This window comes from Marinomonas dokdonensis (assembly GCF_052747885.1).
The window spans coordinates 835,852-847,796 of the sequence record NZ_JBRAND010000001.1 but is presented as its reverse complement, the minus strand read 5'-3'; the positions used below and the strand labels follow the sequence as shown (position 1 = coordinate 847,796).

At 41.1% G+C, this 11,945-nt stretch carries 10 protein-coding genes; 8 read left to right on the top strand and 2 right to left on the bottom strand.

Translation table 11 applies throughout. The annotated features are described in order from the left end of the window. The first annotated feature begins 1 nt into the window (after position 1). The 5 genes from rfbA (at position 2) to ACUM5Y_RS03945 (ending at position 5,487) form a co-directional block, all read left to right on the top strand. Positions 2 to 868, top strand: a complete 867-nt coding sequence (rfbA, locus tag ACUM5Y_RS03965) for a glucose-1-phosphate thymidylyltransferase RfbA (RefSeq protein ID WP_445975553.1) — start codon at positions 2 to 4, stop codon at positions 866 to 868. An 8-nt stretch (positions 869 to 876) separates the two neighbouring features. Continuing rightward, entirely contained in the window at positions 877 to 1,752 is an 876-nt protein-coding gene (rfbD, locus tag ACUM5Y_RS03960) for a dTDP-4-dehydrorhamnose reductase (protein ID WP_445975552.1), read from the top strand. A 5-nt stretch (positions 1,753 to 1,757) separates the two neighbouring features. Then, positions 1,758 to 2,309, top strand: coding sequence for a dTDP-4-dehydrorhamnose 3,5-epimerase (gene rfbC / locus ACUM5Y_RS03955; protein WP_445975551.1), 552 nt, complete (start codon positions 1,758 to 1,760; stop codon positions 2,307 to 2,309). Positions 2,310 to 2,596: 287 nt separating this feature from the next. Further along, positions 2,597 to 4,000, top strand: a complete 1,404-nt coding sequence (locus ACUM5Y_RS03950) for a mannose-1-phosphate guanylyltransferase/mannose-6-phosphate isomerase (protein ID WP_445975550.1) — start codon at positions 2,597 to 2,599, stop codon at positions 3,998 to 4,000. Next, positions 4,000 to 5,487: a phosphomannomutase gene (locus tag ACUM5Y_RS03945; protein ID WP_445975549.1), complete on the top strand. Its 1,488-nt coding sequence runs from the start codon at positions 4,000 to 4,002 to the stop codon at positions 5,485 to 5,487. The genes ACUM5Y_RS03950 and ACUM5Y_RS03945 overlap by 1 nt, the downstream gene beginning before the upstream one ends. A gap of 115 nt (positions 5,488 to 5,602) precedes the next feature. Here the strand turns inward: ACUM5Y_RS03945 and cysQ are convergent, their stop codons facing one another. Next, positions 5,603 to 6,367, bottom strand: coding sequence for a 3'(2'),5'-bisphosphate nucleotidase CysQ (gene cysQ / locus ACUM5Y_RS03940; protein ID WP_445975548.1), 765 nt, complete (start codon positions 6,365 to 6,367; stop codon positions 5,603 to 5,605). Positions 6,368 to 6,408: 41 nt separating this feature from the next. Then, positions 6,409 to 8,169 (bottom strand): SLC13 family permease, encoded by a 1,761-nt coding sequence (locus ACUM5Y_RS03935; protein ID WP_445975547.1) that lies wholly within the window; start codon positions 8,167 to 8,169, stop codon positions 6,409 to 6,411. A 184-nt stretch (positions 8,170 to 8,353) separates the two neighbouring features. Between ACUM5Y_RS03935 and ACUM5Y_RS03930 the strand changes: the two genes are divergently transcribed. From ACUM5Y_RS03930 to cysN, 3 genes are read left to right on the top strand one after another with little or no spacing between them, the layout of a single operon-like run. Beyond that, entirely contained in the window at positions 8,354 to 9,088 is a 735-nt protein-coding gene (locus ACUM5Y_RS03930) for a hypothetical protein (RefSeq protein WP_445975546.1), read from the top strand. A 28-nt stretch (positions 9,089 to 9,116) separates the two neighbouring features. Continuing rightward, complete coding sequence (gene cysD / locus ACUM5Y_RS03925; protein ID WP_445975545.1) at positions 9,117 to 10,034, top strand: sulfate adenylyltransferase subunit CysD; 918 nt, start codon at positions 9,117 to 9,119, stop codon at positions 10,032 to 10,034. Further along, positions 10,034 to 11,941, top strand: a complete 1,908-nt coding sequence (cysN, locus tag ACUM5Y_RS03920) for a sulfate adenylyltransferase subunit CysN (RefSeq protein WP_445975544.1) — start codon at positions 10,034 to 10,036, stop codon at positions 11,939 to 11,941. Before cysD ends, cysN begins: the two co-directional genes overlap by 1 nt. Positions 11,942 to 11,945: the final 4 nt, after the last annotated feature.

Here is an 11,945-nt window from a genome sequence, read left to right as displayed (position 1 = left end):
CATGAAGGGTATTGTTTTAGCTGGTGGCTCTGGGACAAGGTTGTATCCATTAACCCGAGGTGTATCAAAGCAGCTCCTGCCTATCTACGATAAACCAATGGTGTTTTACCCTATTTCAACATTAATGCTTGCTGGTGTTCGAGATATTTTAATCATTACGACACCGGAGGACAGTGAGAGTTTTAAGCGATTACTGGGAGATGGTAGCGGCTTTGGCATAAACCTCGATTACGCTATTCAATCAAGCCCTGATGGTCTAGCGCAGGCCTTTTTAATTGGTGAAGAGTTTATTGGGGGGGATTCAGTTTGTTTGGTCTTGGGTGACAATGTTTTCTATGGGCAGCACTTCAGTGAGAGTTTGAAAAAAGCTGCTGCAAAACAGAGCGGTGCGACTGTGTTTGGTTATCAAGTTAGAGATCCTGAGAGATTTGGAGTGGTTGAGTTTGATGAGAATAGGAAGGCAATTTCGATTGAAGAGAAACCAAAGAAGCCGAAATCAAACTATGCTGTGACTGGTCTATATTTTTATGATAGTCGTGTTGTAGATTTTGCAAAAAAAGTGACCCCGTCATCTCGTGGAGAGTTGGAGATTACCTCGATTAATGAAATGTATTTAAATGAAGGTTTGTTAAATGTTGAGTTGCTGGGGCGAGGCTTCGCGTGGCTGGATACTGGAACTCATGAAAGTCTGCATGAAGCCTCTTCATTTGTGCAAACGATAGAGAATGTTCAAGGACTTAAAATCGCTTGTTTAGAAGAAATTGCGTGGCGCAACGGTTGGCTTTCAGATCGTGAGGTTGAAAATTTGTCGAAAGCAATGATTAAAAATGAATATGGCCGTTATCTTTATTCTTTAATTCGAAAGTAGGGGGGGGGATGAAAGTTCTTGTTACAGGGGTGAATGGCCAGGTTGGCTCCTGCCTTGTCAAATTGTTGAAGAAAAAGAAGATTCTAGTTCTTGCTGTTGATAAAAAGAGTTTGGATATTTCAAATCAAGTAGACGTTATGAAAACGGTTTTAGGTTTTTCCCCAGACTTTATTATTAATGCAGCTGCATATACTTCCGTAGATCAAGCGGAAGATGATATTGAGAACTCTTTTGCAATTAACTGTGATGGCCCTAAATATCTTGCTAGAGCTGCTGAAGATTGTGGTGCAGTTTTTTTACATATATCAACAGATTATGTGTTTGATGGTAATGGTGAGGATGAATATGTAGAAAATGATTTGACTGCTCCTCAAAGTGTTTACGGAGAAAGTAAATTGGCCGGGGAACTCGCTGTGGCCGAGGTGTGTACAAAATATTTGATCGTTAGAACTGCTTGGGTGTTTTGTGAGCATGGCAATAATTTTGTAAAAACTATGTTAAAACTAGCGCAGACTCGAGACGAGTTGAGTATTGTGGATGATCAAATAGGTGGGCCGACATATGCTGGCGATATTGCCAAAGCCCTAATTTCGATGGTTGAATTTATAGAGAATGGAAATGAACCAGAATGGGGGGTTTACCACTTCTCAGGTATGCCCTATGTGAGTTGGTTTGAATTTGCTGATTATATTTTTGCAGCTGCCAAGAAAAAGTCTTTGTTGGACAACCTGCCGAGTCTTTATTCAGTTCCAACTTCTACCTACCCAACTCCTGCGAAGCGCCCTGCTAATTCACGACTAGACTGTAGGAAAATTGAGCAGCAGTTTGGTGTGAAGCCAAGTGATTGGCAGGCGTCTTTAGATAATATTGAAGCATATAAGTGATATCGATGAAGATAATTGAAACAAAAATCCCAGACGTGAAAGTTATCGAGCCTGCTGTTTTTGGAGATGAGCGAGGCTTTTTTATGGAGACCTGGCAGCAGGAGAAGTTTGAAGAGATGGTAACGGGTCAGCCAACGAGGTTTGTGCAAGATAATCATTCAAAATCAAAGAGTGGTATTTTGCGTGGGCTTCACTTCCAAGTTAAAAATACTCAAGGTAAGCTTGTACGAGTAATATCGGGTGAAGTGTTTGATGTGGCCGTAGATGTTCGTAAAAACTCCCCCACATTTGGGCATTGGGTCGGGGTTTATCTCTCTGCTAAAAACAAAAAACAGCTGTGGGTACCAGAAGGGTTTGCTCATGGGTTTTATGTGACGAGTGAAGAAGCAGAGTTTGTTTACAAGTGTACGAATTACTACGACCCTGATTCTGAAGTATCAATAAAATGGGATGATGAGTTTATCGGGGTAAGCTGGCCTTTAGTAGAAGGGGAGGGGCCTCACTTATCTTTAAAAGATGAGCTAGGCGTATGTTTTCTTGATGCCCCGTATCTTTAAATGATTTTCGTAATAGAAAGTACCCATTGATTGGAATATAAGCAATCAAATTGATAATTTATCAATGGTTGACGATTATTTTTTATAAAAAGGCTGAAATATTTTAACTCTATAAAGTCTAATGAAAGTTTTTCATGAATATGGCAAAGGAGTGAATTTCTATTTTCTTGTCCTTTGCATAAAATTGGCCGCTAGTTTATTATTCTGCAACTTTCATAGGCTAATTAACTGTATGTCTTATTATGTCATGTAGTGGTTACAAGCTGTTTAATAAAGGATTTTGTTACGTGAAAATTATACCTGTTATTTTGTCTGGTGGTGTTGGGAGTCGCTTATGGCCCTTATCTCGAGAGCACTTCCCTAAACAATGCTTAGCTTTGACTGATAAAGAATTTAGTCTGTTACAGAATACAGTCAAAAGAACTAATGCTTTAGAAGTTTTGTCTCCGATTGTTGTGTGTAATGAAGATCATCGTTTTTTGATCGCGCAACAATTGAAAAAATTAGGCGTTGCTAAATCTAGTATTGTTTTGGAGCCCGTAGGGAAAAATACAGCTCCAGCCATCGCACTAGCTGCACTTGAAGCTCAAAATAGAAAGCAAGATGACTCGCTACTTTTAGTGCTGCCTGCAGATCATGTTATTCGAGATATCGATGAATTTGAACTTGCTATTCAGCGAGCAATTGAGCTAGCTAAAGAAAACACTCTTGTAACTTTTGGTGTTAAACCAACTCGTCCTGAGACTGGTTATGGTTATATTCGTTCAGGTGAAAATAATGATGTGGTGGAGTTTGTTGAAAAGCCTGATGTAGAAACTGCAAAAGCTTATGTAGCCTCAGGTGATTATCTTTGGAATAGTGGCATGTTCTTATTCAGCGCAAAAGCGTACCTTGAAGAGTTATCCTACTATAGATCAGATATTTTTCAAGCTGTTAATTTAGCGTTTGAGCAGAGAAGTCAAGATTTAGACTTTGTTCGTGTCGATGAAAATGCTTTCAGCAACTGTCCTGAGGAATCCATTGATTTTGCTGTAATGGAATCTACTAAGAAGGCAAAGGTGGTGCCTTACTCAGGGGATTGGAGTGATATTGGTGCTTGGGACTCCCTATACGATTATTCGGAAAAGGATGAGAGTGCAAACGTATTGTTTGGAGACGTAATGTCTGAAAGTACCACGAACTCGTTTGTTCGATCTGAATCTCGTTTGGTTGCAACAGTGGGGGTTGATAACCTTGTAGTTGTTGAAACAGCAGATGCTGTATTGGTTATGAGTAAAGATCGTGCCCAAGATGTAAAAAATATTGTTAAGCGCATACATGCGGAGGGGCGCGAGGAGCATATGTTCCACACAACAGTTCATCGCCCCTGGGGTAGTTATCAAACTGTTGACTTGGGCGGTCGTCATCAAGTTAAGCGCATTATGGTAAAGCCGGGTGAAAAATTAAGTGTGCAAATGCATCATCATAGGGCCGAGCATTGGGTTGTTGTATCTGGTACTGCCAAAGTGCAAAATGGCGATGAAGAGATTTTATTGACCGAAAATGAATCGACGTATATTCCAGTGGGTGTTATTCATGCTTTAGAGAACCCTGGAAAAATTCCGTTGGAATTGGTGGAGGTTCAATCGGGAAGTTATCTTGGTGAAGACGATATTGTCCGTTTCAGTGATAGATATGGGCGATCAAAATAATGTCAGACTCTCAAAAAATAAAGGTTAAAAGCTTAAGTGATAATCATGGTGTAGCCTTTGGTACTAGTGGGGTTCGTGGTTTAGTTGAAGGTTTAACGCCAGAGTTATGTTTTGCTTTTACAAAATCCTTTCTTCAGGGTGTATGTTTTGAGGTGAAAGAGGTTGCTATTGGTGTTGATCTTAGACCAAGCAGCCCTGCAATAGCAAAAGCGGTTGTCGCAGCTGTGGAGGCGCATGGAGCAAAGGCGATTTATTGTGGAGATCTTCCCACTCCTGCCTTGGCTTTCTATGCTATGCAAAATTCAATTCCTGCGGTGATGATTACTGGGAGTCACATCCCATTCGATCGTAATGGGATCAAATTTTATCGCCCTGACGGAGAGATTAGTAAGTCTGATGAATCTATAATTATGTCAGGTGAAGTCTTGATACCTAATAATTTGGCTCATTTGGTGCTTGCTGATTTGGTTGACCCTAGTTTGGACGCAATTAGATTATTTGAGGAAAGATACACTAATCTTTTTCCTGCTGGTGTCTTGCTCGGTAAGCGTATTGGTGTTTATGAGCATTCAAGCGTTGCTAGAGATATTATTAAAAAACTGCTTAGGTATTTTGGTGCAGAGGTCGTTTCACTGGAGAGAAAGGATAGCTTTGTTCCGATTGATACAGAGGCAGTGTCGAAAGAAGATGCTGCTAAAGGTATTTCTTGGGCCAGGGAATTTAAGCTAGATGCCATAGTTTCGACTGATGGAGATGGTGATCGACCACTTATATCCGATGAAAATGGTAAATGGCTTCGTGGGGATGTGGTTGGTGTGCTCTGTGCTGATTTTTTAAAGGCTACGCATGTCGCAGCCCCAGTGAATGTTAATACTGTTTTAGAGTTGTCGGATGCTAAGCGAATTTGTATACGAACCAAGATAGGTTCTCCTTATGTCATTAAGGGTATGTCTCAATTAGCAAGTGATAATTACTTGGCTAAGGTTGTTGGTTATGAGGCAAATGGTGGCTTTTTAGTTGGAAGTGAACTTTTAATTGAAAATGGTAAGTCGATAAAGCCGCTGCCTACAAGGGATTCAATATTGCCAATCATGATTGTGTTGGCGAAGGCTGCCTTGGAGAATAAAAGAGTAAGCGATCTGTTAGCTGATTACCCTCCGAGGTTTACTGCAAGTGATCGTGTTCGAAATATATCACAAGAGTGCAGTTTTGAGCTTATTCAGATGCTTAAAGATAGTGAACCAAAGATAGCTGAGCTAATGGAAAGCGTTAGTGAAGGGGCGGAGAGACGTAATGTGTTGGTCATGGATGAGACTGATGGGTTGAGAATTGAATTTCTTGATAAGGATATAGTGCACTTAAGGCCTTCGGGGAATGCCCCAGAGCTTAGGTGTTACGTTGAGTCAAACTGTCCTGTTAAGGCGGCGAAGCAGGTTGAAAGCGTTCTTGGCAAGGTTCGTGCTTTAAAGGAGAGTGGCTTGTTGTAGTTGCTGACGCGATCAGGTCGCCGCTTAAATTTGGGTTCTGCTGGGGTGAAGTGTTATATATTGCTTTTTAGTTTAATTTTGATACTTCAATCCAGCAGTATGTTAAGTGAGGTGACTATTTAGCTTTCACTATAAAATATGGATTTAATAAGTTCTCTTTGTTGTATTCTAAATTTTGATTTGTGAGAGCTTGAAGTACAACACCTCCAGCGGCTTCAACAATAGCATGTGCTGCAGCGGTGTCCCATTCGCAAGTGAGACCAAGTCGAGGGTAAATGTCCGCTTTTCCTTCTGCGACTAAGCATAGTTTAAGAGAGCTTCCCATGCTGATAATATCAGCATCTGGGTAGTCTGATATAAAGGTTTTGAATTCGTCGCTTTGATGGGAGCGGCTTCCGACGATTACGTAATCGCTAGCTCTAGCGGGCTTTTCTCGTACGCTGATGCGTTCTAGGGGGGCTGTTCCAGTTTGTTTCTGTGCTTGAAAGCCCACTTCGCCTAGATAAAGAACGTCTAGTGCGGGCGCGTACACTACACCAAAAGTTGGTTTGCCGTTGTCGATAAAGGCTACATTGACAGTGAATTCGCCATTCTTTTTAATAAACTCTTTAGTGCCATCAAGTGGATCAATTAGCCAGTATTGATCCCAGTTCAGGCGATCTTTCTTATCTTCTTCAGATGATTCTTCCGAAAGCACTGGGTAGTCAGTTAGGCGTTTTAACCCTTCAACTAAAATATGATGTGCAGCGAGATCTGCTTCTGTTAATGGGCTGGCATCAGTTTTGTCATAAACTGCGAAATCTTTTTGGTAGATCTCCATTATAGCGTTGCCCGCGCGACGAGCTAGGTCGATGATGTCTTGCTTGTTGGTATTTCTCATCTGAGTTCCTTTTGTGGGTTGTGATTTTTTTTATGTGTTCTTTAAAATGGCCAAATGAACGGGATTAATATTACACTGGTAACCCCTATCGCTAAGCTGATTGGAAGGCCAGCTTTAATGAAGTCTAGAGTTTTATAACCTCCTGGTCCCATAATCATTAGATTCGTTTGGTATCCTATTGGTGTTATAAAACTGGCCGAGGCGGCTATCATGATAGTGATTACGAATGGTAGGGGGTCCGTGTTTAATTGTTGTGCGGTCGCAATAGATATAGGGAACATTAATACGGCGGCTGCATTGTTGGTGATCAATTCTGTAAATATTGTTGTAATAAAGTATATAAGGGCGAGTGTTAGCCAGGGTGTGTAAGGTGTTAGCGATACAATGTTCTCCGCGATTAGTTGTGCTGCTCCAGTTTTTGTCATTGCGACGCCTAAAGAGAAAGATGTGGCGATTACTGTGATTACGTTTAAATTGATACTACGGCGAGCTTTGGTCGCAGTTATACATCTGGTAATGATCATTGCGGCAGCGCATAGCATGGCAGCTTCTAGGATACTTATTATACCCGTAGCACTGAATAGAATTAGACATAGTAATAGTGCTAATGCAATTGGGGCTTTCTTAAAGTTTGGAGGGGTAGAGTTGTTAATTGCACTGACTAGGAGAAAGTCTCGGCGAGAGCGATATTGGTCAACAAAGCCTTCACTTGTTTCAAGCAAAAGGGTGTCACCAATTTGAATTTTTATATTTCCTATTTTACTGTTTATGCGATGCCCTTTGCGAGATACAGATAATACGGCGGCTTGGAATCTACTGCGGAATCTGGCTTCTTTAATGGTTAGCCCAAGGCCTATGAAGTCGGGCCCTATGACTGCTTCTACTAGGCAGCGCTGATTATGATCAATCTCGAGTGTATCGGCTCCACCCTCGGCGGGTTTGAGTCCGTGTATTTTTTGAAGTTCACGCGCGCATTCGGGGGAGCCAATGAATACAAGGGTGTCACCAGCATAAAGTTGGGTTTCAGATCCTACGGCGGATAAAAGTATGTTGTCTCGACGTATTTCAAATAAATAGCCGTGTTGTAAGGCTCGTAGTCCTGCTTGCTCTATTGATTTTCCAATTAAATCGCTTTTATCTCTAATGAGCATTTCCACGCCGTATTGGCGAACGTTGTCTAATTTTTCAAGTGAGCTTTTTCTATTTGGAAGTAGAATCTCTGAAAAAAGGATTAATAAACCTCCTCCTATAATGGTAATGGGTAGTCCTATCCACAGTAATGAGAAAATGTTCAAGTGGATGTTAAGCTGTTCCTGGAGGAGCCCGTCAACAATCAAGTTTGTACTTGTGCCTATGAGTGTGCAAGTCCCGCCTAAAATAGCTGAATAGCTCAAGGGGATCAGAAGTTTGGATGCCGGTTGCTTTATTCTTTTAGACCAGTCTTGTATGGATGGGATGAGCATTGCGACGATAGCAGTATTGTTCATAAATGCACTAAGAAGAGAGCTTGGTATTGCAAGTCTTAATAGGGCCCCTTTAAGCCCTTTAGGGGTTCCAAATAAATATTTGCTCAGCCATTGAATAGCTCCGGTTTCTTGTAAACCAGCAGAAACTATGTATAAGGTTGCGATAGTAATAACTCCCGGGTTAGCAAAGCCAGCTAAGGCTTCGTTAACGGTAAGTATTCCGCTAATCATCAAAACGCCCATGGCGCCTGTTAGTATGAGGTCTGCAGCTATTTTTGTGGTGGCAAGGGCAATGAAAACGCTAAATACTAGTGCTAGTGTAAACAAAATTTCCATATTGATCTTCGACTTATACTTCTGTGCATGATTTCTATGAGTATGTTGGTCTGGCTCTATTGTACTTGTTTTCACTAAGTTTTAATTCGAGACAAAATAACTTTTATAGTTGAGTTGAGATACTACGTAATAACCTTTAACATCTCAATCTTTAGAGTGCTAAATAATCGTTGGAGCAATTAAAGTGCTATCGGTCAATGAATTGGCGATTAAGAAGCGCGAGGCAATTCGTTATCGTTTGAGAGGCTTAAGTTTGGCTGAGATTCGAGGTGCGACGGGGTTGTCAGTGCCAACAATTGTTAAAGCCTATGAGTCGTTTCGGCTGCATGGGTGGAATGGTGTAGGTTATGAAGTTCGCGGTCGCAAATCCTCAGAGTTAAGGGCTAACTGTAACCAAAAGCTCTTAAAAAAAATCTTAATGAACAGCTCGAAGACCTTATTCGGGTTTTGCAGAACAGACGATTTGCTGAGGGGGTATTTGAAGAATAATGTTCAGTTGAGCAAAAAAACCTTGTTACGGAGGCTTAAAAAGACATTTGTTGAGCAAAACAATCGAGTTTTGTTTGAGCAGCTTGACCAGGTCCTCAATGAAAGCTGTCCTGCTAGTGGGCGTAAAAAAGTAAATATAAAGTGTCTGGTGCTTGGTTTTTACCCTCAGAATGAGGGTTGTGTGTTTTATGTCCAAGATAAAAGGGGGGAGCGACGTTTTTTTTGGGCTGAAGAACAGCTGTCTGAAAGAACTCTAATTCAGCAGCTAGATCGGTTGATACTTTCTGATTATATAGGTTCTCAATTGGCTATTGTAATAAAAACCGACTGTTTATCCAGATACCTCCAGTTGCAGTCTTGGAGAAAGCAGCATGAAGCTGAGTGTGAGTTGTTTGCTCAGTGGGATTTAAATCAAAAATTTAATGTATAATTCAGAAAGCATTAAAATATGAAAAATAATGGAAGAAGGTACGTATATGTTGTTAACACACTTACAGCGTCTTGAAGCGGAAAGTATCCAGATTATGCGAGAGGTTGTTGCTGAAACGGAAAATCCCGTTATGTTGTATTCTATCGGTAAAGATAGCGCGGTTATGCTGCACATTGCTATGAAGGCTTTCTATCCTTCTTTACCGCCTTTTCCTTTATTGCATGTTGATACTCGTTGGAAGTTCCAGGAGATGTATCAATTCCGCGATAAAATGGTGAAAGATTTAGGTTTAGAATTGATTACTCATATCAATCCAGATGGTATTGAAAAGGACATTAACCCTTTCACTCATGGTTCTGCAACTCATACAGATATTATGAAAACAGAAGGCCTTAAGCAGGCGTTGAACAAGTATAAGTTCGACGTGGCATTTGGTGGTGCTCGTCGAGATGAAGAAAAGTCCCGTGCAAAAGAGCGTATTTTCTCTTTTCGTACATCTGACCATCGTTGGGATCCGAAAAATCAGCGCCCTGAAATTTGGAAGCAATATAATACTCGTAAGAACCCGGGTGAATCTATTCGTGTTTTTCCTATTTCAAATTGGACTGAGCTGGATATCTGGCAATATATTCACCTGGAAAACATCCCAATTGTACCCCTGTATTACTCAAAAGAGCGCCCTGTGGTGGAGCGTGACGGAACTTTGATTATGGTGGATGATGAGCGTATGCCGCTAAAAGAAGGTGAGGTGCCGATGATGAAAAATGTCCGTTTCAGAACGTTAGGCTGTTATCCACTAACTGGTGCTGTGGAATCAGATGCGGACACTTTGCCATCCATTATTCAAGAAATGCTATTGACCAAAACATCTGAACGCCAAGGCCGTATGATCGACCACGATTCTGCTGCATCTATGGAGAAGAAAAAGCAAGAGGGGTACTTCTAATGGCTCATGTATCTGATTTGATCGAAACGGACATTAACCAATATTTGGAGCATCATCAGCATAAAAGCTTATTACGGTTTATTACATGCGGCAGCGTGGATGATGGTAAAAGTACGTTGATTGGACGCTTGCTATACGATTCAAAAATGCTGTTTGAAGATCAGCTTTCAGCTGTAGAGTCGGACTCTCGTAAGTTTGGTACTCAAGGTGAAAATATTGACTTTGCTTTATTGGTAGATGGTTTAGCGGCTGAGCGAGAACAGGGTATCACTATTGATGTGGCATATCGCTTTTTCTCTACGGATCGTCGCAAATTTATCGTGGCTGACACTCCTGGGCACGAGCAATATACCCGCAATATGGTGACAGGAGCTTCCACTGCTGATGTGGCAATTTTAATGGTGGATGCTCGTAAAGGTATTTTGCCACAAACTCGTCGTCATAGTTATTTAGTTTCTTTGATTGGAATTCGTCATATTGTTGTTGCCATCAACAAGATGGATTTAATGGATTATTCAGAGAGAGTCTATTCCGAGATTGTTGAAGAATACGCTGCATTCGCTAAGCAAATTGGAGTTGAGAATGTTACCTTTATTCCGATGTCGGCATTCAAAGGTGACAATATTACATCACAAAGCGAAGCCATGGCTTGGTATCGTGGTACAACTTTAATGGGTTTCTTGGAAACGGTTGAGATTGATGAACAGCGTCTGCAAAAACAAGCTTTTCGTATGCCAGTTCAATGGGTAAACCGTCCGAATTTAGATTTTCGTGGTTTCTCTGGGCAAATCGCAAGTGGTGTTGTTTGTCCTGGTGATAAAATGCGTGTTTTACCATCAGGCAAAGAAAGTAGTGTTGCTAGAATCGTAACCTTGGATGGTGATTTAAAGCAGGCTGTAGCGGGCCAGTCTGTTACCATTACACTCGCGGATGAAATAGATGTTTCTCGTGGTGATATTCTAGTTGAGAGTAAGCAGCCAGCCGAAGTGGCGAAGCAATTTGAGACCACGATTGTTTGGATGCATGAAGATGCTTTGATGCCAGGTCGTACCTACTTGATGAAAGTTGGTGCCAAGACTGTTTCAGCAACAATCACTGAAATTAAACATCAGGTAAATATCAATACTATGGAGCATTTGGCGGCAAAGCATCTTGAGTTGAATGGCATCGGTGTGTGTACTGTGAGCTTGGATCAGTCAATCGCATTTGATAAGTATTTAGATAACTCTGATACTGGTGGCTTTATTCTGATTGACCGCTTGTCTAATAATACAGTTGGTGCGGGTATGATTAGCTTTGCGTTGCGCCGTAGCCAAAACATCATAATGCAGCATGTAGATGTGTCAAAAGAAGCGCGATCTCAGCAGAAAGCACAAAAGCCATGTGTTATTTGGTTGACAGGATTATCAGGCGCAGGTAAATCAACTATTGCAAACCTTGTTGAGAAGAAGCTTTTCTCAATGGGTCAGCATACTTATCTACTGGATGGCGATAATGTGCGTCACGGCTTGAATAAAGATCTTGGTTTCAAAGATGAAGATCGTGTGGAAAACATCCGTCGTGTAGCTGAGGTTGCCAGGTTGATGGTTGATGCAGGGCTTATTGTTATATCTGCATTTATTTCGCCATTTAGGGCAGAACGAGACATGGCAAGAGACTTGTTTGAAAGCAATGAGTTTGTTGAAGTGTATGTGCATACTTCTTTAGAAATAGCTGAAAAAAGGGATGTTAAAGGCCTTTATAATAAAGCAAGAAAAGGGGAGCTGAAAAACTTTACAGGTATTGACTCTCCTTATGAAGAGCCAAATGAACCGGAATGTAAGTTAATGACACATGACAAGACTGCAGAAGAGTGTGCAGATCAAGTTGTCCGTTATTTAACTGATAATAAGTATATTGTGCTTTAGTAAA